The following is a 22,184-nucleotide window of genomic DNA, read 5'->3' as shown; positions in this document are numbered from 1 at the left end:
TTTAGTCTGCTGAGCCGACGGCGGGCGTCAGCGGTATACGTTGGTCGAGCAGCTTGAACAGCTGTGAATCAGCCGGCCAGTTGCGCAAAAAACGGGCGCGGTCGCGGGCATAGGCCCGGGCGAAACTGCGTGCGCTGCGGTGCTGCTGCATGGCGTCGAGGTCGATCAACGACCAACGGCCCTGGCCTTCATCCCGCTGGTTAATCCAAAGCAGGTTGCTCCCCTTGAAATCGCCGTGGCTGATGCGCTCGCGCAGCAAGGCGGCGAACAGGCGATCCAGCGCCAACAGGTCGGCTTCAGGGGGCGATTCGTCCCCATCTTTATCCAGATAGGGCTGAAAACGCGCGATTATATCCTGCCCGCCGCAGTATTCGGTAATCAGGTAGGCGCGCCCGCGCAGCCAGCACCAGCGCCGCTCCAGCACGGCCAATGGCTGCGGGGTGGCGATACCCAGCAAGTGCAGGCGGTTGCCCTCGACCCAGCTGTGCCAGGCGCGGCTGGGACGCCAGAAGCGCTTCAGCCAGTGGCCGAGGTTTTTCACGTTGTAGCGCTTGACCACCAGCTCACGCTCGCCCTGGCGAACCTGGGCCACCGTGGCGGAGCCGCCCAACTTCAGGGCACGCCCCCGGGTCAGCAGCGCATCGGCCTGGTTCAGCAGCGGCGCGAGCTCATCGAGGCAGTCGCGGCGCACCACGCGCAAGCCGAACGCGCCGATCCTTGCACTGAACAGGCTGCAATCGCGGGCGATCTTGCGCATATAGTCGCGCAAACGCCAGCGCCGCACCTTGGCCACCTCGGCCAGCAGCGCTTCCAGCGGCAACGCATGCTCGCCATTGGCCAGCAGGTAATGCACCAGCAGCTCCTCGATAAAGGGCTGAACCTCGGCAGGCAGCTGGGCGAAGAACATGCCGAGGTTTTCCAGCACCCGCGCCCGTGACAGCGGTTTGCCGGCGACTTCGACGCACACCCCACCGCCATCGATAATCGACACCCGGCCGGCATGGCGCAGCAGATTGTCCAGATGCAGGTCGGCCTGCCACAGGCCCCTGGCGTGCATCTGCGCAATCGCGCCGAGGGCCTCGCCCAGCACGGCCTGCTGCGCCGCGTCCAGGAGCGGCCGACTGGCCACCACCTGCCAGGCATCCCACAGGCTCTGCGCACCCTCGAGGTAGTCGAACAGCAACCAGCCGCCCTGCCCCGCCTGCCAGCCCTGCGCCAGCAGCGCGGGGGTCGGCAGGCCTTGCTCGGCGAGCAGACGCGCGCCCTGCAGTTCGCGCTGGAAATGCCGCTCGGCCTTGCCGCCGACCAGCAGCTTGGCCAGCACTGGACGACCGCACCACTGGGCCAGGGCGACATAACGCTGTCCCGGCAGCACCCGCAGCAGGCGCTGCAACTCCAGCGCCTCGCCAGCCAGCTCGAGGCGTAGCGGCAGCTTGGGTGCGCGGCCGGTCTCGGCCAGTTGAGCAAGCTCCATCAGCGCGCCTCCTTGTGCCGCCGGCGCGCGCCCAGCTGCTGCCACCAGCCCTCCAGCTCGCCCGCAGCGCCCAGGTAGGCCAGCAGCAGCGCGCGCACTTCGGCCTCGTTCCAGACGCTGGCCCGACGCAGCAACGGCTCCAGATCCTTGATCCGGTCGCGCCGTCCGAACAGCAGGGGACGGGTCTTTTCCAGGTCGATCAGCTGCGCGGCGAAACCCGCGCCGTCGGCCTTGAGGAAAATATGCTTGGGGTAGAAACAGCCGTGCATCTGCCCGGCAGCGTGCAGCTGCTGCGCCAGCTCGCCGCAGGCGCGCAGGATGGCCTGGCGCGTCGCCGCGGGGGTAGAATTCCAGCCCTGCAGCCAGTGTTCGAGGTCGCGCCAGCCGTCCAGCGCACGGGTCAGCAGAATGGCGCGGCGCTCGCCGGGCACGCGCCGCTCGGCGAAGAAGGCCGCTTGCAGCGCGGGAATGCCCAGCCGGCGATAGGCCTGGATATTGCGAAATTCGCGGGCAAAGGTCGGCTCGCCGAAAGGGTGCAGCAGGCTGCGGGTCAGGTGGTTGCTCTGGCGCTTGAGGTAGAAGGCCGCCCCGCCCAGCTCCAGGCGATACACGCTGCTCCAGCCGCCGCGTTCGGTATTGGGTTCGTCGACCGCCTCCAGCTGCAAGGCCCATAGCGCCTCGAAGCTGGCCAGCCCCTGGCTTTCGAGAACGGCCCGATCCGCAGCCGCGACAAAATCACTCATTCCCGCCCCTCGAAGAATTTGACGATGCGGCGCACCTTGCACTTGTCCGCAGCACTCAGGCGCTCGCGGTCACGATATTGCAGATAGAAACGCAGGCGCTGGGTACGGCTCAGGTGGTACTTGGCCACCTTGTCCAGGCAGGCCAGGTCCTTGACCATGCGATAGCGCAGCAACGGCCCCCACCAGAATGCCCCGGTCGGGCAGTCGATAAAGAACAGCTCGGCCTGATCGTTGACCAGCAGATTGCGCCACTTCAAATCGTTGTGGGTGAAGTGATGCTCATGCAGGGTGCGGGTGGCCTGGGCCAGCTGCACACTGACCCGCGCCACCCAGCTGCGGTCGGCCAGGCGCTCGTCCTTGCGCCGCGCCAGCAGCGCCATATCCTCGGTGCGCGGCAGCTCGCGGGTGATCAGCGCGCCACGCACAAAGGCCCCGCCCTTGCGCTCCAGGCCATAGGCGACGATGGGCGCGGTAGGGATGCCCCACTTGGCAAAATACTTGAGGTTCTGCCATTCGGCCTTGACCCGCGGCCGGCCGATATAGCGGCGCAAGCCCTTGCCCGCGCCCCAGTAGCGCTTGACGTAATAGCACACGCCATCACGCTCGATACGCACCACCTCCGACAGCGGGTCGCGGGTCAGGCGCTGCCCCTCGAGGGCAAACACCCGCTGCAGATCGGCCAGCTCAGCGACCAGCTCCGGGGGACAGATATCGGTAACCCGCCACTCACTCATTGCCCGGCACCCGGCGCATATTTGCGGGCGTAACGCTCAAGCAGACGCTGCGCCTTGCTTTCCAGCCAGGCCAGCAGCTGCGCCTCTTCGCCGAGAATCTGGCGCAACGGCTGCGGGCCCTTCAGCGCGGCAAAATAGCCGCGCAGAAAGCGCAGCCGGTCGCGCCGGGTCAGGCCGATATTCAGCACCGAGAAGTACAGCGCGGCCAGGTCCTTGTTGCGCCAGCGCAGCGGCGTCGCGCTGCGCACCTGGGCGCGGTGCAGGTCGATCACCGACAGGCGCAGATCGTCCGCGCTCACCGGCTTATCGGTGTGCAAGAGAAAGTGACAGATATAGCAGTCGCGATGATTGACCCCGGCGCGGTGCATGGTGCCGAGCATGCTCGCCACCTCAGCGATCAGCGCCCACTTCAGCCGCGGCTCGGGAGGCTCGTGGGCCCAGTTCAGACTCAGCTGCTCGAGGTCGGCGGTCGGGGCCAGCTCCTCGGTGACGATAAAGGAATGCTGCGCCGCCGGATTGCGCCCACGCTCGCCATAGGCCACCGCAGTCATGGTCGCCACCCCGGCCGCGGTCAGGCGCTCGATGGCCTGCCACTCCTGGCGTGCGCCGAGCACCGGCAACCTGGCGCTGAGCAGGTTCTTGACGATCTCGCCCCAGCCGATACCACGGTGGATCTTGACGAAATAACCGCGCCCGGCCACTTCCGTGCGCAGGGTGCGGCGACCTTCCAGCTCGCGGTAGACCTGGCCCTGCAGGGCCTCGACCGCGACAAAGGGGTCCTTGCCGGCCCACAGGCTTTTAAAGGGTTCGGCCAACAACAATTTCATAAATGGGTCGCCAGTATCACGTCAGCTGCCTTCTGCGGCATGGAATACAGATCGGCGCGAGCGGCGTAGGCCAAGCCGTTGCGCGACCAGAACGCCCGACGCTGGTCGTCGGCGAGCATATCGGCCAGCAGATGATTGAGCCGCGCCTGCTCGAAGGGGCTGGCCAGCACCCGCCCGGCATCCGCATCGGCGATGTAATGGGCATAGCCACAGACATCGCTGACCAGCACCGGCAGGCCGGCAACCAGGGCTTCCAGCAGCACGGTGCCGGTGTTTTCGTTGTAGGCCGGGTGAATCAGTAGGTCGGCCCCTAGGAGAAAACGCGGGATATCGCTGCGGCCCTTGAGAATCTCAACCTTATCGGCAACGCCGAGGGCCTTGGCCTGCAGCTTGAATGCGCGCGGATCGTCCTGGCCGATGGCGATCAGCCGGGTGCGCTGCCTGAGTTCCTGCGGCAGGGCGGCCAGGGCCTTGAGGCTGCGGTCCAGGCCCTTGGTCTTGAACCCGGAGCCGATCTGTACCAGCAGCAGCTCGTTATCGCCCAGCTTGAACTCGGCGCGGAATTCGGTGCGAATCTCGGCGGCGTTGGCCGGCGCGCGACGATCCAGGGCGATGCCCGGCGGCAGCAGGTGAAAGCGCTGCAGCGGGGTGCGGTAATGCTTGATAAACAGCGGCTGCTGCACCTCGGAAATCATCAGGATTTCGGTCTTCGACTCGGGGGCGAACACCGCCCGCTCGTAGTCGGCGAAATGCTTGTAGCGCCCCCACTGGCGGTAGAGCGGGTTGCGCAGGGTCTGCGCCTTGTCCTCGAAACAGCCGTCGGCGGCGTAGTAGACATCCAGCCCGGGCATCTTGTTGAAGCCCACCACCCGATCCACCGGGCGCTTGGCCAGGTCGGCCGCGATCCAGGCGCTGAGTTTTTCGTTGCGCTTGTGATTGAACAGCGCCTTGACCGGCACCACCACCACCTCGAAGCCCGCGGGCACCTCGCCTTCCCAGATCGGCGTGTAGACGCGGACGGCATGGCCGCGCGCCTGGCACTCCAGGGCGATGCGCATAAAGTCGCGCTGCAGGCCGCCGAAGGGGAAGTATTTGTAGAGGATAAAAGCCAGTTGCATCAGACAGTTTCCTTACCCAGCGGCTGGGCCAGCAACAGGGCCTGCAATTGCGTGGCGACGCGCTCGGCATCGAGGCCGTCGAAACAGGGTTTGTGCCGGTCGCCCGAGCCCGCATCCGGCCCGCTGGCGCACAGGTGAATCTGCGAGCGGCCGTAGGCACCGACGCGGCCAGGCCGGGTCGGGCCGTACAGGGAGATGCTCGGCACATCCAGGGCCGCGGCCAGATGGCCGAGGCCGGTGTCCACCGCCACGCAGGCACGGGCCCCGGCGATCACCTTGGCCACGCCGGCCAGATTGAGTTTGGGCAGCACTGCAGCGTTTGCAATGCCGGCGACGATACGCTCGGCACGGGCTTTCTCGCTTTCATTGCCCCAGGGCAGGCGCACGGCCCAGCCCTGCTCGCTCATGCGCGCGGCCAGCGCGCGCCAGTCGGCTTCCGGCCAGTGCTTGCTGGCCCAGGTGGTGCCGTGCAGAAACAGCAGATAGGGCTGCGCCTGGGCATCGGCCAGTTGCGCCCGACTCAAGCCGTAGTCGCCCAGCCCTGCGGGCAAGGCATAACCCAGGGCCTGGGCAAACAATTGACGGGTACGCTCCAGGGCATGCTGGTCCTTGGCCACGGCGTAGCGCCGATCATAGAAGCGGCTGGCCAGGGGCTCGCGCGCCGAATCGCGATCCAGCCCGGCCACCGGGGCCTTGACATAGCGGGTCAGCCAGGCGCTTTTCAGCAGCCCCTGGGCGTCGATCACCAGATCGTATTGGGTTTCGCCCAGGCGCTGCTTGAAGCGCTTCCATTCACCGTTCTTGAGGGTCTGCCACAGGTGCTTGCGCCAGCGGCGGATCGCCACCGGGATGACCTGGCCCACGGCCGGGTGCCAGGCGGGAATCTCGGCGAAGCCCTCCTCCACCACCCAGTCGAACTGGATACCGGGAATCGCCCGGGCGGCATCGGTCAGGGCCGGCAGGCTGTGAATCACATCACCCAGCGAAGAGGTCTTGATCAGCAGTACCCGCACTATTCGACCTCGATCGGATCGGCCACCAGGCGATCCAGCGCCTCGAGCACCGGGCGCGGCTTGAGCTGACGCAGGCAGTCGTAGTGACCGAAGCGGCAAGTGCGGTCGAAACAGGGGCTGCACTCGATACCCAGGCGCACGATCTCCACCTGCTCGGCCAACGGCGGGGTGAACTGCGGCGAGGTGGAACCGTAGACCGCCACCAGCGGCCGGTTCAGCGCCGCGGCCACATGCATCAGACCGGAGTCGTTGGAGACCACGGCAGCGGCGCAGGACAGCAGGTCGATGGCTTCGGCCAGACTGGTGTCGCCGGCCAGATTCACCGCCTCTTCGCGCAAACCGGGAATCAGTCGTGAGCGGATCTCTTCGCCGACCGGATGATCGTTTTTCGAACCGAACAGCCACACCTGCCAACCGAGGCGGATCTTCGCTTCGGCGACCTGGGCGTAGTGCTCACTGGGCCAGCGCTTGGCCTCGCCGAACTCGGCCCCCGGGCACAGCGCCAGCACCGGCCGGTCCAGACTCAGGCCGAACTTGGCCAGCGCCGCGGCGCGACTGGCTTCCTCTATGCGCAGACTCGGCCGCGGATAAGGTTGCGGCAAGTCGGTGCCAGGCTCGAAGGCCAGAGCCATAAAGCGCTCGATCATCAGCGGGTAGCGCTCTTTATCCAGCGTGCGCACATCGTTGAGCAGGCCGTAGCGCATCTCGCCCTTCCAGCCGGTGCGCGTGGGGATACCGGCGAAAAAGGGTACCAAGGCCGATTTCAGCGAGTTGGGCAGCAGAATCGCCTGGTCGTACTGGCCGGCCAGGGACTTGCCGATCTTGCGCCGGGTGGCCAGTTGCAACACGCCATGGCCCAGGGGAAAGCTCAGGGCCTGACGCACCTCGGGCATGCGCTCGAGAATCGGCCGACTCCAGTCCGGGGCCAGCACATCGATCTCGCACTCGGGATGACGCTGTTTGAGACACTGCAGCAGCGTCTGCGCCATCACCATATCGCCCACCCAACTGGGGCCTACGATCAGTATTTTCATGCGGTTTCCAGAAACGACCAAGGAGGCTTTCGCCTCCCGGACAGACTCAACGCTTAAACCGACAGCGCCACCTTGACAGGTATCGCCATGCTCAACCCATCGTACGAAACGCCAATCTAGTGTGAAGCGTCACGAGCGACGGCTAGGGCCGTTCCCGCTCCAGGCGGGAATCGGCATTCCCCACATCCATGTGGGTCACAAGGAGCAACGCCGCATAGCGCGCGCAGCCCGCAGTAGCTTCACTTAACCAGGGTGCGCCATTCGGCGTGGTCGCTGGTTTTACCCGTTACCAGGTCGAAGTAGGCGGTCTGCAGCGTCTCGGTCACCGGACCGCGACGGCCTGCGCCGATCTGCCGGCCATCGACTTCGCGGATCGGCGTGACTTCGGCGGCGGTGCCGGTGAAGAAGGCCTCGTCGGCGATATACACCTCGTCGCGGGTGATGCGCTTCTCGACCACCTCGATGCCGTGCTCGGCAGCCAGGGTCAGGATAGTGTTACGGGTGATGCCGTTCAGGCAGGAGGTCACTTCCGGGGTGTAGATCACGCCGTTCTTGACCAGGAAGATGTTCTCCCCCGAGCCCTCGGCCACATAGCCTTCCGGATCCAGCAGCATGGCCTCGTCGGCACCGCCGGAGATGGCTTCCTGCAGGGCCAGCATGGAGTTGATGTAGTTGCCGTTGGCCTTGGCCCGGGTCATCGAGATATTGACGTGATGACGGGTAAAGGAGCTGGTGCGCACCTTGATGCCGACCTGCAGGGCTTCGTCGCCCATATAGGCACCCCAGTTCCAGGCCGCGACTATTACCTGCACCTTCAGGCCGCTGGCGCGCAGGCCCATGGCTTCAGATCCGTAGAACACCATGGGGCGGATGTAGGCGCTTTCCAGGTTGTTCTCACGCACGGCGGCACGGGTGGCCTCGTTGATTTCGTCTTTGCTGTACGGAATCTTCATGCCCATGATGTGGGCCGAATCGAACAGGCGGTCGGTGTGCGCTTGCAGGCGGAAGATCGCCGTACCCTGCGGGGTGTTGTAGGCGCGCACGCCTTCAAATACGCCCATGCCGTAGTGCAGGGTGTGGGTCAGTACGTGGGTGGTCGCGTTGCGCCACGGCACCAGCTCGCCGTCATACCAGATCACGCCATCACGATCGGCCATCGACATAGTTGCCTGCTCCTCAAGTTCGATTGGTACAGCCTATGCCGGGCACCTAGCACGCCCGGCCGGATCAATTCAGTTCAAGCCCAGCTCCCGCCAGATGCGCATCACGCTGCGCCGCTCGTCCGGGAACTGATCACCGCTCACCACCCCGGGCTGCTTCTGCAGCGCCTGGCGGTGGGCCGCCGAGCGGTAGGCCTTGTATATATCCTGGAGCAACCGGGCATCTTCGCCCGGCAGCATGCCGACTCGCTCCAGCCCTTCCAGAATGCGGATGTTATCGGTGAACTCCAGCAGTTCCGGGTACTGACGCGACCAGGCCAGGGCCGCGTATTGCACCATAAATTCAATATCGACGATACCTCCAGCGTCCTGCTTGAGATCGAAGGGGGCCGTGGCCTCGAAGGCGTTCGCCGCCGTGCCGGCCGCAGTGGCCTTGCTGCCGAGGTTGTCGCGCATCTTCGCGCGCATCTCGCCGACCTCGCCGCGCAACTTGCCCAGGTCGCGCTCGCGCCCCAGCACCTGGGCGCGCACCGCCTCGAAGGCCTTGCCCACCCGCGGGCAGCCAACCAGCACCCGAGCGCGCACCAGGGCCTGGTGCTCCCAGGTCCAGGCCTCGTTTTCCTGGTAGCGCTCGAAGGCACCCAGCGAGCTGACCAGCAGCCCCGCCGCACCCGAGGGGCGCAGACGCATATCCACCTCGTAGAGCTGGCCGGAGTTGGTCTGGGTGGTCAGCAGGTGAATGATCCGCTGGCCCAGGCGATTGAAGAACTGCGCGCCGTCGATGGGCTTGACCCCATCGGTTTCCGCATGCGGATCGCCGTCATGGATAAACACCAGGTCCAGATCCGAGCCATGACCCAGCTCGATGCCACCGACCTTGCCGTAACCGACTATGACGAAATCCGGATCGCAGACACTGCCGTCGGCACGCCGCGGCGCGCCGTACTTGCTCACGGTATGCCGCCAGGCCAGGACCAGCACCTGATCGAGAATCGCCTCGGCCAGCCAGGTCAGGTAGTCGCTGACCTTCATCAGCGGCAGGCTGCCGGCGATTTCCGAGGCGGCCACGCGCAGGCGGTGGGCCAGCTTGAAATGCCGCAGCGCCTCCATCTGCTGCTCCAGGTCGTCCTCGGGGATGCGCATCAGCCGCTCGCGCAGCTCTGCGGCCAGCTCTGGTGCCAGCGGCGGCTTGAACAACCGGCCTTCGTTAAGCAGTTCGTCGAGCAATAAAGGGAAGCGGGTGATCTGCTCGGCGATCCACGGGCTGGCCGCACACAGGGTCAGCAGGCGCTGCAGGGCACCGGGGTTTTCCGTCAGCAGCACCAGATAGGCCGAACGCCGCGCCACCGCCTCGACCAGCGGCAGCACCCGTTCCAGCACCAGATCCGGATTTTCATGCTCCACCGCCTGCGCCAGCAGACGCGGCACGAAGGCATCCAGGCGTTCGCGGCCGAGGCGCTGCATAGCCCGCACCTGATTGCCATTGCGCAGCCCCGCCAGGCGCTGCCAGGCCGCCTGGGCATCGACGAAGCCGGCCTCGGCCAGTTGGCGACAGGCGGCGGCCTCGTCCTGCACGTCCCCCCACAGCGGCAGCCATTCGCCGCCGACAGACTCATCCTCGGCGATTTCTGCATCTTCATCGGGATCGGCGATCACCTGACGGAAATGCCAGTCGACCCGGCCGCGCCAGTGCATCAGACGCTCATGAAACGCCTGCCAGCTGTCGAACCCCATGATAAAGGCCACCCGCGCGCGGTCCTGGTCATTGTCCGGGAGCATCTGCGTCTGCCGGTCGTCGATGGCCTGCAGCGCATGTTCGGCGTAACGCAGAAAGGCATAACCGTCGCGCAGCTCGTCGGTCACCGCCGCCGGCAGATAGCCCTGATCGCGCAGGGTATCGAGCACCGCGAACAACGAGCGCTGCTGCAGGCTGAGGTCGCGCCCGCCGTGAATCAGCTGGAAGGCCTGAGCGATAAACTCCACCTCGCGAATGCCGCCGGCACCCAGCTTGATATTCTCGGCCATGCCCTTGCGCCGCACCTCCTGCTGGATCAGCTGCTTCATGCCGCGCAGCGCCTCGATCGCGGAGAAATCCAGGTAACGCCGGTAGACGAAGGGCCGCAGCATCTCCAGCAGCTGCGCCCCGGCGAGCTGATCGCCACCGACCACCCGCGCCTTGATCATGGCGTAGCGTTCCCAGTCGCGCCCCTGGTCCTGGTAGTACTGCTCCAGGGCATTGAAACTGAACACCAGCGAACCGCTTGATCCGTAGGGGCGCAAACGCATATCGGTGCGAAATACGAAACCGTCGACGGTAATCACGTCCAGCGCCTTGATCAGGCGCTGACCGAGACGGATAAAGAATTCCTGATTGTCCAGCGAACGCTTGACCCCTTCGGTCTCGCCGCCCTCCGGGTAGCCGAAGATCAGGTCGATATCCGAGGACAGATTGAGCTCATGGGCCCCCAGCTTGCCCATGCCGAGAATCACCATATGCTGCGGCGTACCACTACGCCGGCCGATGGGCGTGCCGAACTGCGCGCAATGCTTGGGATAGAGCCAGTGATAGGCCAGGTCGATGCAGATGTCGGCCATTTCCGAGAGGTCGCGGCAGGTCTCGATCAGGTCGGCCTGGCGGCTGAGATCGCGCCAGATGATGCGCAGCTGCTGACGGTTACGAAAGCGCCGCAAGCGCCGCCCGAGGTCCTCTTCATCGGCACATTCGGCCAGCTGCGCGGCCAGCTGAGCGCGCATTTCACCGGCCTTCAGCGCGCGTTCCAGCTCGCCGCTGGCGGCCAGCTCCAGCAGCATCTGCGGATCGCGCAGCGCCTGCTGCACGACGAAATCGCTGGCCGCCCCGACCCGCCGCAACAGCACCCGACGCTCGACCGACCAGGCGGCAAACTGCCCCCGGGCCTCGCCCGACAAGGCGTCGACGGCCTGCTGCAAGGATTGCTCGGCACGCAGCGCCAGGGGCTCGAGGGCGGCAGGTAAAGAGGCCAGCACGGGCAGGCTCATGGTCTATCCTTTTTGGCGAGCTGACAGTGAACCCCGCAATCCGGCAAATACCTCGCGCTAGAGCGGGGCGGGCAGTGTCAGCGAAAATAATTGTAGTTTTACTACCAAAGATTGTATCCAAAAGGCTGAAATCGACGTCGGAATGTAGTAAAACTACACGCAGCCGGTCCTACCCCCGGTCAATCCAAGAATTCACGCGGCCACTCACGAAGTCGGCCACGAAACCTGGCCTCCGATTCTGGAAGCCTTTCCGCCCTGGAGCAAGCCATGCAAGACCTCGATCCCGTCGAAACCCAGGAATGGCTGGACGCCCTTGAGTCCGTCCTCGAACACGAGGGTGAAGACCGCGCGCACTATCTGATGACCCGTATGGGCGAACTGGCCACCCGCAGTGGTTCGCAACTGCCCTATGCGATCACCACGCCATACCGCAACACCATCCCGCTCACCCACGAAGCACGCATGCCTGGCGACCTGTTCATGGAACGCCGCATTCGCTCGCTGGTGCGCTGGAATGCCCTGGCCATGGTGATGCGCACCAACCTGAAAGATTCAGACCTGGGCGGCCATATTTCCAGTTTCGCCTCCTCGGCGACCCTGTACGACATCGGCTTCAACTACTTCTTCCAGGCTCCCACCGAGGAGCACGGCGGCGACCTGATCTTCTTCCAGGGCCACGCTTCGCCCGGCGTTTACGCCCGCGCCTTTATGGAAGGCCGCATCAGCGAAGAGCAGATGAACAACTTCCGCCAGGAAGTCGATGGCCAAGGCCTGTCGTCCTATCCGCACCCCTGGCTGATGCCCGACTTCTGGCAGTTCCCCACCGTGTCGATGGGCCTGGGCCCGATCCAGGCGATCTACCAGGCACGCTTTATGAAGTACCTGGAAGCGCGCGGCTTTATTCCGGCCGGCAAGCAGAAGGTCTGGTGCTTTATGGGCGACGGCGAGTGCGACGAGCCGGAATCCCTCGGAGCCATCTCCCTGGCCGGCCGCGAGAAGCTGGACAACCTGATCTTCGTCATCAACTGCAACCTGCAGCGCCTCGACGGCCCGGTACGTGGCAACGGCAAGATCATCCAGGAACTCGAAGGCGTGTTCCGTGGCGGTGGCTGGAACGTCAACAAGGTGGTCTGGGGCCGCTTCTGGGACCCGCTGCTGGCCAAGGACGTCGACGGTATCCTGCAGCGCCGGATGGACGAGGTAATCGACGGCGAGTACCAGAACTACAAGGCCAAGGACGGCGCGTTCGTCCGTGAGCACTTCTTCAACAGCCCCGAGCTGAAAGAGATGGTCAAGGACCTCTCCGACGACGAGATCTGGAAGCTCAACCGTGGCGGGCACGACCCCTACAAGGTCTATGCGGCCTACCACCAGGCGGTCAACCACAAAGAGCAGCCGACCGTGATCCTGGCCAAGACCGTCAAGGGTTATGGCACCGGTGCGGGCGAAGCGAAAAACACCGCGCACAACACCAAGAAGGTCGATGTCGACAGCCTCAAACTGTTCCGCGACCGCTTCGACATCCCGGTCAAGGACGAGGAGCTGGAAAACCTGCCGTTCCTCAAGCCGGAGCCCGGCAGCGCCGAGGCCCGCTACCTGAGCGAGCGCCGCGCCGCATTGGGCGGTTTCGTGCCGCAGCGCCGGGCCAAGAGCTTCAGCATCCCGACCCCGCCACTGGAGACCCTCAAGGCCATCCTCGACGGCTCGGGCGACCGTGAAATTTCCACCACCATGGCCTTCGTGCGCATCCTCGCGCAGCTGGTCAAGGACAAGGACATCGGCTCGCGCATCGTCCCGATCATCCCGGACGAAGCCCGTACCTTCGGCATGGAAGGCATGTTCCGCCAGCTCGGCATCTACTCCTCGGTCGGCCAGCTGTATGAGCCGGTGGACAAGGACCAGGTGATGTTCTACCGCGAGGACAAGAAGGGCCAGATCCTCGAGGAAGGCATCAACGAAGCCGGTGCCATGAGTTCGTTTATTGCCGCAGGTACTTCGTACAGCAGCCATAACCAGCCGATGCTGCCGTTCTACATCTTCTACTCGATGTTCGGTTTCCAGCGTATCGGCGACCTGGCCTGGGCCGCCGGCGACAGCCGCACCCGCGGCTTCCTGATCGGCGGTACCGCCGGGCGCACCACGCTCAACGGCGAAGGCCTGCAGCACGAGGACGGTCACAGCCACATGCTGGCCGCGACCATCCCCAACTGCCGCACCTATGATCCGACCTACGGCTACGAGCTGGCGGTGATCATCCAGGACGGCATGAAGAAGATGACCGAGCAGCAACAGGACGTCTTCTACTACATCACCGTGATGAACGAGTCCTACCAGCAGCCGGCCATGCCGGCCGGTGTCGAGGACGGCATCATCAGGGGCATGTACCTGCTCGAGGAAGACAAGAAGGAAGCCGCCCATCACGTGCAACTGCTCGGCAGCGGCACCATCCTGCGCGAAGTGCGCGAGGCGGCGAAGATCCTCCGCGACGAGTACAACATCGGGGCCGACGTGTGGAGCGTGACCAGCTTCAACGAGCTGCGCCGCGACGGCCTGGCCGTGGAGCGCAACAACCGCCTGCACCCGGAGCAGAAGCCCAAGCAGACCTATGTGGAAGAGTGCCTGAGCGGCCGCCAGGGTCCGGTCATCGCCAGCACCGACTATATGAAGCTGTTCGCCGAACAGATTCGCCAGTGGGTCCCGAGCAAGGAATTCAAGGTGCTCGGCACCGACGGCTTCGGCCGCAGCGACAGCCGCAAGAAGCTGCGCCACTTCTTCGAAGTGGACCGCAACTGGGTGGTCCTGGCCGCGCTGGAAGCCCTCGCCGACCGCGGTGATATCGAACCCAAAGTGGTGGCCGAGGCCATCGCCAAGTTCGGCATCAACCCGGAAAAACTCAACCCACTGGACTGCTAAGGAGCGAAACGATGAGTGAATTGATTCGCGTACCCGACATCGGTGGTGGTGAGGGTGAAGTTATCGAGCTGATGGTCAAAGTCGGCGACCGCATCGAAGCCGATCAGAGCCTGCTGACCCTGGAGTCGGACAAGGCCAGCATGGAGATTCCCGCGCCGAAAGCCGGGCTGGTGAAGAGCCTGAAAGTGAAGCTGGGCGACACGTTGAAAGAAGGCGACGAACTGCTCGAGCTGGAAGTCGAAGGGGCTGCCGAAGCAGCACCTGCGGCTCCTGCTGCGGCACCGGCCGAAGCGCCTAAAGCGCCTGACGCTCCCGCAGCGGCCGCCGCACCTGCGCCAGCCGCACCGGCCAGCAGCAGCGTGCAGGACGTGCATGTGCCGGATATCGGCTCGGACGGCAAGGCCAGGGTCATCGAAGTACTGGTCAAGGTCGGCGATACGGTCGAAGTCGACCAGTCGCTGATCACCCTGGAGTCGGACAAGGCCAGCATGGAAATCCCCTCGCCGGCTGCCGGCGTGGTGGAAAGCATCAGCGTCAAGCTGGAAGACGAAGTCGGCACTGGCGACTTTATCCTCAAGCTGAAAGTGACCGGAGCCGCTGCGGCTCCAGCCGCCGCAGCACCGGCCGCCGCACCTGCAGCCGCCAGCGATATGCACAAGGTTCCGGCCGGCGCGCATCCGGCGGTTGCCGCCGAAGTCAGCGCCATCGCCTCCCTGGCGGCAGCCGCGGCCAAGGTCGCCGGTGCCCCGGCTCGCCGCGGCAGCAAGGTGCATGCAGGCCCGGCGGTACGCCTGCTGGCCCGCGAGTTCGGCGTCGAACTGGATGCCGTGCCTGGCACCGGCCCGAAAGGCCGCGTACTCAAGGAAGACGTGCAGCTGTACGTCAAAGCGATGATGCAGAAGGCCAAGGCCGCCCCGGAAGCCGGCGCAACCGGCGGGGCCGGCATTCCGCCGATCCCGGTGGTGGACTTCAGCAAGTTCGGTGAAATCGAAGAAGTGGCGATGACCCGCCTGATGCAGGTCGGTGCCAACAACCTGCACCGCAGCTGGCTCAACGTACCGCACGTGACCCAGTTCGATTCGGCCGATATCACCGAGCTGGAAGCCTTCCGCGTCGCCCAGAAAGCCGTGGCGGAAAAAGCCGGGGTCAAGCTCACCGTGCTGCCGCTGCTGCTCAAGGCCTGCGCTTTCCTGCTCAAGGAACTGCCGGACTTCAACAGCTCGCTGGCTCCGAGCGGCAAGGCGATCATCCGCAAGAAATACGTGCACATCGGCTTTGCCGTGGACACCCCGGACGGCCTGCTGGTACCGGTGATCAAGAACGTCGACCAGAAGAGCCTGTTGCAGCTGGCTGCAGAAGCCGCCGCACTGGCGGAGAAGGCGCGCAGCAAGAAGCTGTCGGCCGACGATATGCAGGGTGCCTGCTTCACCATCTCCAGCCTCGGCCATATTGGCGGCACCGGCTTTACGCCGATCGTCAACGCGCCGGAAGTGGCGATCCTCGGTGTGAGCAAGGCGACCATCCAGCCGGTCTGGGATGGCAAGGCGTTCCAGCCCAAGCTGATGCTGCCGCTGTCGCTGTCCTACGACCACCGGGTGATCAACGGTGCCGCCGCGGCGCGCTTCACCAAGCGCCTGGGCGACGTGCTGGCGGACATCCGCACCATGCTGCTGTAACGCATCAATTTTCGAGCAGCCACGCTCGTTATCCTCGACCCCGCCATTTGGCGGGGTTTTTTTTGTGCTCAGCACATCCATGTGCTTCACCCCTTCGGGGCTTGCGCGCAAAAGCGCTCCCGGCGTTTTTGTGGCTTGCCATCCATGGCCGCCACCTCCGGCCGTCGCTGCGCGACGTTAAAAATGGCTCCCGGTCATTTTTGGCCTTTTGCGCCGCCACGCATGACATACGACACTTTTTGAGAGGAGTAGCCCGGCCTGCAAGCTCAGCAATGGGTAGGGTGCGCCGTGCGCATCAAGGAAGGTCGCGCACTCTTGGTGCGCACAGCGCACCCTACAACAGCAAGGCGCTTGGCCTTCAGCCCTTCTGCAGATTGCGGATCAGAAAGCTCAGGGCCTTGGCCAGTTCGGCCGCGCCCTTGTGGTCGCGCACGATACTCAGCAACGGGCTGCCGTCCTGGGGGTTGTGCAGCACGCAGCGGATACCGCTGGCCGGGCAGTCGTAGCGCACATAGGGATCGACGCCGAACAGGGCAATGCGCTGGTTGCGCACTGCGACGTCGGTGCCGTTCTCGCTGCGCACCTCCTCGCGCAGCAGCAACTCGCCGGGGCCCGCCACGCTCAGCTGATACAGACGATCCTCACGCTGCGCCTGGCCGACCTGGTAGGCGGCGCGCAGGGCATAGGTTTTCAGCAGGTCATTGCTATGGGCGAGCAGCGCCTGACGCTCATCCTGGGTCAGATACAGACGCTTCAGCTCGGCCAGGTAGTTGCTCTGCTCGGCGCTGCTCAAACCGCCGCTGGGTTCGCCAGCAAATACCGGCGAGACCGCCACACAACCACCGAGCAATACCGCGCAGATTAGTTTTCTTGTCAGTCGCAATTGCATGATGCACCCTTAGCAGGCCGTTGAAAAATGTAGGCGAGGCAGCCGAGACAAGGCAAAAACAGGCGAGGAAGCGGAGTTTACGAGCTGTAAATGAGCATTCCGAGCCTGTTTTTAACGCCGTGTCGGCAACGTAGGTAGTTTTTCAACGGCCTGCTAGCCGACGCTATATGTGGAGGGAAGTCTGACCCTCGCCCCGCTCAGCATACTGGAAGCCCGCCACTGAATGAAAAGCCATCCAGATGCCGCCAGCCGTTTAGCGGCCGAGGTTGTGACACAGTTGCCAGTGCCATCGCGCCTCGGCATGCTGCGTTTCGAGCGCTTGAATGAAGCCAGCTGGACACTGCTGTACCTCGATCCTGCCTGCGAGCAGCAACTGGGCCTGCCCGCCCAGCAGCTCTGCACCCTGCTCGACTCGCCCTATGCCAGCCTGATGGAGCCCGCGGCCCGCCATCGGCTGCACGACAGCATCGCCCAGCAAATCGCCAGCCAGAACCACTACAGCGTGCAGTACAACCTGCACAGCCCCAAGGGCACCCTGACCCTGCTGGAGCAGGGCGAGGCCTTCAAGCAGCACGGGCGGCATCTGCTGCGCGGCTACCTGCTGATACTCAACCCGAACCAGGAGGCACTACCCGCGGTGCCATCCGGCGACGCGCAACCACCGGCCGAGCAGCGGCACCGCTCCCAGGCCAAGCAGAACCTGATCGTGCGCCTGGCCCGTCACCACTACGGCGACGACGACCCGCTGCGCGAGGCCGCCGAGCTGATCAGCAAGAGCGCCTGCGATGCCTATGGCGTGGCCCGCGCCGGGATCTGGCACCTGGACGGCCAGCGCTTGCAGCCCATGGCCCTGTACCAGCGCGATCTGGGCGGCTGTATCGAGCAGGAGGCCATCGATGCCAGCTCCTACCCCGACTACCTGAGCGCTCTGCACAGCGGTCGCGTGCTGGATGCCCACGACGCCGCACACGACCCCCGCACCCGCGAGCTGAACCAAGACTATCTACAGCCGCTGACGATCACCGCCATGCTCGACGCCAGCATCCGCGTCGACGGCGAAGTGGTCGCCGTGCTGTGCCTGGAGCACACAGGCTCCAGGCGCAGCTGGCAGCCCGACGAAATCGCCTTTATCGGCGAGCTGGCCGACCAGTACGCCCAGGTGTTGAGCAACCAGCAGCGGCGTACGGCCACCAGCACCCTGTACCTGTTCCAGCGTGCCGTCGAACAGAGCTCCAGCGCCTTTATCCTGCTCGACCGCGACGGCCTGGTGGAGTACGTCAACCCCAGCTTTACCGCCATCACCCTGTACAGCAGCGCCGAGGTGCAGGGCCGCCGACTGTCGGAGATGCCCGCCCTGGAGAACCTCGGCGAGCTGCTGTTCGATGCCCGCTCCGGCCTGGCCGAGCACAACAGCTGGCAGGGCGAATTCAAGAGCCGCCGGAAGAACCTCGACCCCTACTGGGGTCACCTGTCGTTGTCCAAGGTGTATGCCGATGACGGCCAGCTGACCCACTACATCGGCATCTACGAAGACGTCACCGAGAGCAAGCAGGCGCAGCAGCATATCGAACGCCTGGCCTTCCGCGACAATCTCACCGGCCTGGGCAATCGCTACGCCTTTATCCGCGAACTGGAACGCCACTTTGCCGACAGCCCGGCCAAGCCGGTCAGCCTGCTGCTGGTGGATATCGACAACTTCAAGCGAATCAACGACAGCCTCGGCCACCAGACCGGCGACAAGCTGCTGATCAGCCTGGCTCGCCGCCTGCGCAACAGCCTGGCCGCGGGCAGCGTGCTGGCGCGCTTTGCCAGCAACGAATTCGCGGTGCTGCTCGAAGCCGGCCCTGCCGACAGCCTGCTGATCGCCCAGCGCCTGCTCAAGACCCTGGACAAGCCCCTGTTCGTCGACAACCAGCTGATCAGCGTCACCGGTTCCATCGGCCTGGCCTGTGCCCCCGAGCACGGCGACGACCCGCAAACCCTGACCAAGCACAGCGGCCTGGCGCTGCACAAGGCCAAGGCCAACGGCAAGAACCAGCTGCAGCTGTTCACCGAAGAACTGAATGCCGAGGCGCACTACAAGCTGTTCGTCGAGAACAACCTGCGCCGCGCGCTGATGCAGAACGAACTGGAAGTCTTCTACCAGCCCAAGCTGTGCCTGAAGAGCGGCCAGTTGCTGGGCATGGAGGCATTGCTGCGCTGGCACCACCCGGACAAGGGCATGATCAGCCCGGACAGGTTTATCGGCGTGGCGGAAGAAACCGGCATGATCATCCCCATCGGCAAATGGGTGGTGCGCCAGGCCTGCCGCATGAGCAAGCAGCTCGGCGCGATCGGCCTGGATAATCTGCAGATGGCCATCAACCTGTCGCCCAAGCAGTTTTCCGACCCCGACCTGGTGGGCGAAGTCGCCGCCATCCTGCATGAGGAACAGCTCGACCCCAGGCTGCTCGAGCTCGAGCTGACCGAAAGCCTGCTGCTGGAGGCCACCGACGACACCCGCCACCAGCTCAGCCGCCTGAAGAGCCTGGGCCTGACCCTGGCCATGGACGACTTCGGGACCGGCTATTCGTCGCTCAGCTACCTGAAGAAATTCCCCATCGACGTGATCAAGATCGACCGCAGCTTTATCAAGGACATCCCGGACAACCAGGACGACATGGAAATCACCTCGGCGGTGATCGCCATGGCCCACAACCTCAAGCTCAAGGTGGTGGCCGAAGGCATCGAGACGGCGGCGCAGCTCAATTTCCTGCGCCGCCAGCGCTGCGATATCGGCCAGGGCTACCTGTTCGACCGGCCGATTGCCGGCCGCGAACTGCTGGAACGACTCAAGCGCTATCCAAACCGGGGCTAAGCGGTCTGTAACAAGCCCGGCCCGTAACGGTCTATGACACACATGCATCTGCTGAGGAAATCGCTCATGGTTCTGCGCTCGCAAATTCTCGCCCACAAACTCGAACTGCCCAGCGCCGAACAGGCTCTGCCCGGCCGCGATACGCCCCTGGCGGTGCCGAGCGCGCATTATGTCAATGGCAACCCCTTGCAGCCGCCGTTCCCCGCCGGCCTGCAGCAGGCGGTCTTCGCCCTGGGCTGCTTCTGGGGGGCCGAACGGCGCTTCTGGCAGCAGCCGGGCGTGTGGACCACGGCGGTCGGCTATGCCGGCGGCCATACGCCGAATCCGACCTATGAGGAAACCTGCTCCGGCCTGACCGGCCACACCGAAGCGGTGCTGGTGGTGTTCGACCCGCAGCTCATCAGCTACGAGGCGCTGCTCAAGGTGTTCTGGGAAGCGCACAACCCGACCCAGGGCATGCGCCAGGGCAACGACAGCGGCAGCCAGTACCGCTCGGCGATCTACTGCCATAGCGACGAGCAACTGGCCGCGGCCCTGGCCAGCCAGGCGCGCTTCCAGGGCGAGCTGGAAAAGGCCGGCTTCGGCCCCATCACCACGGAAATCCGCGAGGCCCCGCCCTTCTACTACGCCGAGGCCTATCACCAGCAGTACCTGGCGAAAAACCCCGGCGGCTATTGCGGTCTGGGCGGCACGGGGGTGTGCCTGCCGGCCTGAGCCGGCGAGTATCGGTAAGATGGCTGCCAGTTCACAGGCAAACCGCTAGACTGCCATCCATTAGCCATCATTGCCGATACCCGCATGCCTGCAGCCGCTGCCTACATCTCCCCCGACCAGCTGTGTATCGGCCTGTATATCCAGCTCGAACTGGCCTGGTGGGAACACAACTTTGCCTTCAGCAACTTCAAGATCAAGGATCAGGGACAGATCACGGCCTTACGTGCCCTGGGCCTGGAGCGCCTACGCTATGACCCGGCGCGCAGCGACTGCGCGCCGCTGGACGCCAGCCCGGCCCTGGTTGCGGCCGAGCCCGTCGCCACACCGACACTCAGCCCGCAACAACAGGCCAGCCAGGCCCGCGCGGACAAGCTCAAGGCCCTGCGCAAGCGCCTGGCCGAAGTGGACCGCACGTTCGTCCAGGCCAGCCAGCAGGTCAAGACCCTCAACCAGACCCTGCGCAGCCGCCCGGAAGATGCCATCCAGCAGGCCGGCGAGATTGTCGGCGCGATGGTCGAGACCCTGCTCGGCGGCAGCGGCGTGGTGCTGCACAGCATCAACAGCAAGGCCGCCGAAGACAGCTACCTGCATGCGCTGAACGTCACGGTGCTGGTCCTGCTGCTCGGCCGCCAACTCGGCCTGGACAGCGAGGCCTGCCATATCCTAGGCCTCGGCGCGCTGCTGCACGATATCGGCAAGCTGGAAGTGCCGAGCAAGGTGCTGCTGAAAAGCGAGCCGCTGACCCGCCCGGAACAGCAACTGCTGCAACTGCATTGCGAATTCGGCCTGCGTATGGGCCAGAAGCTGATGCTCGACGACGAGGTGCTGCGCATCATCCATGAGCACCACGAGTACTGCGACGGCAGTGGCTACCCGCGCCAGCTGCGCGAGGCCGCCATCGGCCGACTGAGCCGCCTGGTGTGCATCGCCAACCAGTTCGACAACCTGTGCAACCCGCTCAACCCCCGCGATGGCCTCAGCCCCCACGAGGCCCTGGCGCTGATGTTCAAGCAATACAGTGCGCGCTTCGATGCGGTGGCGCTCAAGGCCTTTATCCGGGTGATGGGCGTCTACCCGCCCGGCAGCCTGGTGCAGCTGGACGACCAGCGCTACGGCCTGGTGCTCGGCATCAACCCGAACCAGCCGCTCAAACCCACGCTGATTGTCTACGATGCCGCCGTGCCCAAGGGCGAGGCGCTGATCCTCGATCTGACGCAGGAGCCGCGCCTGGGCATCGCCGCCAGCCTGCGCCCGGCGCAACTGCCGCGCGAGGCGCTGGAGTACCTCAATCCGCGTCAGCAGCTAAGCTATTTTGTCGAGCCAGGCGAAGGGCGCTAGCGGCAGCACTGACCCGCCCCGATTGGCGATATCAAATAGCCTTGATAGAGTGCGCGCCCACCCAAAATGGATGCCCTCGATCATGGATGCCCAGCCCTACCAGGCCCCTCAAGCCGACCTGACCATTGCCAGCGTCTTTTGCCGCCAGTGCGGCAGCAAGATTGCCGCCGATGCCAAACAGTGCCCAAGCTGCCTGGCCAGCCAGAACCTCAACCCGAAAAGCCGAATCACCGCCGGCGTATTGGCGCTGTTTTTGGGCGGCCTCGGCATTCACCGTTTCTACCTGGGGCAATGGTGGGGAGTGGTCTATTTGCTGTTCTGGGGAACGGGAATTCCGTCTGTCGTTTCCCTGATTGAAAGCATCGTGTTTTTCTGCAGCACCGAGAGCACCTGGCAGCGCAAGTATGGCAACGTCAAAGGCGGCTCTAGCGCGGTGATAGCGATAGTCGGCGTGGTCATATTCGTTGCCGTGGTCGGCATCCTCGCAGCCATCGCTATTCCCCAGTACCAGCACTATGTCGAACGCGCCAAGCAGTTGCAGCTTGAGCAACAACGTTAACGACGATGCTGCCATAAGTGGTGCGACGGGTATCGCCAGGCGATACCCGTCCTACTCAGCTCGCAGGCCGGCTTCTCCTCGATCAGCCAATCCATACACCAGCCTTCCTGGCTGGGC

At 64.7% G+C, this 22,184-nt stretch carries 16 protein-coding genes; 6 read left to right on the top strand and 10 right to left on the bottom strand.

Features of this window, described 5'->3' with window-relative positions:
* Position 1: 1 nt before the first annotated feature.
* The 9 genes from AACY13_RS01990 to glnE form a co-directional block, all read right to left on the bottom strand.
* Positions 2 to 1,474 (bottom strand): lipopolysaccharide kinase InaA family protein, encoded by a 1,473-nt coding sequence (locus tag AACY13_RS01990; RefSeq protein ID WP_339458882.1) that lies wholly within the window; start codon positions 1,472 to 1,474, stop codon positions 2 to 4.
* The gene (locus AACY13_RS01985; protein ID WP_339458881.1) at positions 1,474 to 2,217 is read right to left on the bottom strand and encodes a lipopolysaccharide kinase InaA family protein; all 744 of its coding nucleotides are present in this window, start codon (positions 2,215 to 2,217) and stop codon (positions 1,474 to 1,476) included. Before AACY13_RS01985 ends, AACY13_RS01990 begins: the two co-directional genes overlap by 1 nt.
* Positions 2,214 to 2,951: a lipopolysaccharide kinase InaA family protein gene (locus AACY13_RS01980; RefSeq protein WP_339458879.1), complete on the bottom strand. Its 738-nt coding sequence runs from the start codon at positions 2,949 to 2,951 to the stop codon at positions 2,214 to 2,216. Before AACY13_RS01980 ends, AACY13_RS01985 begins: the two co-directional genes overlap by 4 nt.
* On the bottom strand, positions 2,948 to 3,778 hold the full coding sequence (gene rfaP, locus AACY13_RS01975) for a lipopolysaccharide core heptose(I) kinase RfaP (RefSeq protein WP_339458876.1): 831 nt from the start codon (positions 3,776 to 3,778) through the stop codon (positions 2,948 to 2,950). Before rfaP ends, AACY13_RS01980 begins: the two co-directional genes overlap by 4 nt.
* On the bottom strand, positions 3,775 to 4,896 hold the full coding sequence (locus AACY13_RS01970; RefSeq protein ID WP_339458874.1) for a glycosyltransferase family 4 protein: 1,122 nt from the start codon (positions 4,894 to 4,896) through the stop codon (positions 3,775 to 3,777). Before AACY13_RS01970 ends, rfaP begins: the two co-directional genes overlap by 4 nt.
* Positions 4,896 to 5,909 (bottom strand): lipopolysaccharide heptosyltransferase I, encoded by a 1,014-nt coding sequence (waaC, locus tag AACY13_RS01965; RefSeq protein WP_339458873.1) that lies wholly within the window; start codon positions 5,907 to 5,909, stop codon positions 4,896 to 4,898. Before waaC ends, AACY13_RS01970 begins: the two co-directional genes overlap by 1 nt.
* Entirely contained in the window at positions 5,909 to 6,943 is a 1,035-nt protein-coding gene (waaF, locus tag AACY13_RS01960; RefSeq protein ID WP_339458871.1) for a lipopolysaccharide heptosyltransferase II, read from the bottom strand. The genes waaC and waaF overlap by 1 nt, the downstream gene beginning before the upstream one ends.
* Before the next feature lie 239 nt (positions 6,944 to 7,182).
* On the bottom strand, positions 7,183 to 8,106 hold the full coding sequence (gene ilvE, locus AACY13_RS01955) for a branched-chain-amino-acid transaminase (protein ID WP_339458868.1): 924 nt from the start codon (positions 8,104 to 8,106) through the stop codon (positions 7,183 to 7,185).
* A 69-nt stretch (positions 8,107 to 8,175) separates the two neighbouring features.
* Entirely contained in the window at positions 8,176 to 11,121 is a 2,946-nt protein-coding gene (glnE, locus tag AACY13_RS01950; RefSeq protein WP_339458867.1) for a bifunctional [glutamate--ammonia ligase]-adenylyl-L-tyrosine phosphorylase/[glutamate--ammonia-ligase] adenylyltransferase, read from the bottom strand.
* A 267-nt stretch (positions 11,122 to 11,388) separates the two neighbouring features.
* Here glnE and aceE point away from each other — a divergent pair, with 267 nt between their 5' ends.
* Together aceE and aceF are read left to right on the top strand one after the other, a co-directional pair.
* Positions 11,389 to 14,034, top strand: a complete 2,646-nt coding sequence (gene aceE / locus AACY13_RS01945) for a pyruvate dehydrogenase (acetyl-transferring), homodimeric type (protein ID WP_339458866.1) — start codon at positions 11,389 to 11,391, stop codon at positions 14,032 to 14,034.
* Positions 14,035 to 14,045: 11 nt separating this feature from the next.
* On the top strand, positions 14,046 to 15,710 hold the full coding sequence (gene aceF, locus AACY13_RS01940) for a dihydrolipoyllysine-residue acetyltransferase (protein WP_339458865.1): 1,665 nt from the start codon (positions 14,046 to 14,048) through the stop codon (positions 15,708 to 15,710).
* A 358-nt stretch (positions 15,711 to 16,068) separates the two neighbouring features.
* Here aceF and AACY13_RS01935 read toward each other — a convergent pair whose 3' ends face one another.
* Positions 16,069 to 16,599 (bottom strand): hypothetical protein, encoded by a 531-nt coding sequence (locus AACY13_RS01935; RefSeq protein ID WP_339458864.1) that lies wholly within the window; start codon positions 16,597 to 16,599, stop codon positions 16,069 to 16,071.
* Positions 16,600 to 16,822: 223 nt separating this feature from the next.
* Here AACY13_RS01935 and AACY13_RS01930 point away from each other — a divergent pair, with 223 nt between their 5' ends.
* The 4 genes from AACY13_RS01930 to AACY13_RS01915 all read left to right on the top strand — a co-directional run bounded on the left by AACY13_RS01930 (position 16,823) and on the right by AACY13_RS01915 (position 22,067).
* A complete protein-coding gene (locus AACY13_RS01930; RefSeq protein ID WP_339458862.1) occupies positions 16,823 to 19,456 on the top strand; it encodes a putative bifunctional diguanylate cyclase/phosphodiesterase in 2,634 nt (877 codons plus the stop codon).
* Between the two features lie 66 nt (positions 19,457 to 19,522).
* Positions 19,523 to 20,170 carry a peptide-methionine (S)-S-oxide reductase MsrA gene (gene msrA, locus AACY13_RS01925; protein WP_339458860.1) on the top strand — a complete coding sequence of 216 codons (648 nt, stop codon included), beginning with the start codon at positions 19,523 to 19,525 and terminating at the stop codon, positions 20,168 to 20,170.
* Between the two features lie 84 nt (positions 20,171 to 20,254).
* Positions 20,255 to 21,508 carry an HD-GYP domain-containing protein gene (locus tag AACY13_RS01920; RefSeq protein WP_339458858.1) on the top strand — a complete coding sequence of 418 codons (1,254 nt, stop codon included), beginning with the start codon at positions 20,255 to 20,257 and terminating at the stop codon, positions 21,506 to 21,508.
* Between the two features lie 82 nt (positions 21,509 to 21,590).
* The gene (locus AACY13_RS01915) at positions 21,591 to 22,067 is read left to right on the top strand and encodes an NINE protein (protein WP_339458856.1); all 477 of its coding nucleotides are present in this window, start codon (positions 21,591 to 21,593) and stop codon (positions 22,065 to 22,067) included.
* The last annotated feature ends 117 nt before the right edge of the window (positions 22,068 to 22,184 follow it).

Source organism: Pseudomonas sp. EA_105y_Pfl2_R69 (assembly GCF_963970915.1).
In the GTDB taxonomy this organism is placed as follows: domain Bacteria; phylum Pseudomonadota; class Gammaproteobacteria; order Pseudomonadales; family Pseudomonadaceae; genus Aquipseudomonas.
Note: the sequence above shows the minus strand (reverse complement) of the source record. Positions and strands in the feature narration are given on the sequence as shown.

Bases quoted from the DNA above. Each gene is read 5' to 3' on its own strand.
- AACY13_RS01990 (WP_339458882.1), bottom strand. From the start codon at position 1,474: ATGGAGCTTGCTCAACTGGCCGAGACCGGCCGCGCACCCAAGCTGCCG.
- AACY13_RS01985 (WP_339458881.1), bottom strand. From the start codon at position 2,217: ATGAGTGATTTTGTCGCGGCTGCGGATCGGGCCGTTCTCGAAAGCCAG.
- AACY13_RS01980 (WP_339458879.1), bottom strand. From the start codon at position 2,951: ATGAGTGAGTGGCGGGTTACCGATATCTGTCCCCCGGAGCTGGTCGCT.
- rfaP (WP_339458876.1), bottom strand. From the start codon at position 3,778: ATGAAATTGTTGTTGGCCGAACCCTTTAAAAGCCTGTGGGCCGGCAAG.
- AACY13_RS01970 (WP_339458874.1), bottom strand. From the start codon at position 4,896: ATGCAACTGGCTTTTATCCTCTACAAATACTTCCCCTTCGGCGGCCTG.
- waaF (WP_339458871.1), bottom strand. From the start codon at position 6,943: ATGAAAATACTGATCGTAGGCCCCAGTTGGGTGGGCGATATGGTGATG.
- ilvE (WP_339458868.1), bottom strand. From the start codon at position 8,106: ATGTCGATGGCCGATCGTGATGGCGTGATCTGGTATGACGGCGAGCTG.
- glnE (WP_339458867.1), bottom strand. From the start codon at position 11,121: ATGAGCCTGCCCGTGCTGGCCTCTTTACCTGCCGCCCTCGAGCCCCTG.
- aceE (WP_339458866.1), top strand. From the start codon at position 11,389: ATGCAAGACCTCGATCCCGTCGAAACCCAGGAATGGCTGGACGCCCTT.
- aceF (WP_339458865.1), top strand. From the start codon at position 14,046: ATGAGTGAATTGATTCGCGTACCCGACATCGGTGGTGGTGAGGGTGAA.
- AACY13_RS01935 (WP_339458864.1), bottom strand. From the start codon at position 16,599: ATGCAATTGCGACTGACAAGAAAACTAATCTGCGCGGTATTGCTCGGT.
- AACY13_RS01930 (WP_339458862.1), top strand. From the start codon at position 16,823: ATGAAAAGCCATCCAGATGCCGCCAGCCGTTTAGCGGCCGAGGTTGTG.
- msrA (WP_339458860.1), top strand. From the start codon at position 19,523: ATGGTTCTGCGCTCGCAAATTCTCGCCCACAAACTCGAACTGCCCAGC.
- AACY13_RS01920 (WP_339458858.1), top strand. From the start codon at position 20,255: ATGCCTGCAGCCGCTGCCTACATCTCCCCCGACCAGCTGTGTATCGGC.
- AACY13_RS01915 (WP_339458856.1), top strand. From the start codon at position 21,591: ATGGATGCCCAGCCCTACCAGGCCCCTCAAGCCGACCTGACCATTGCC.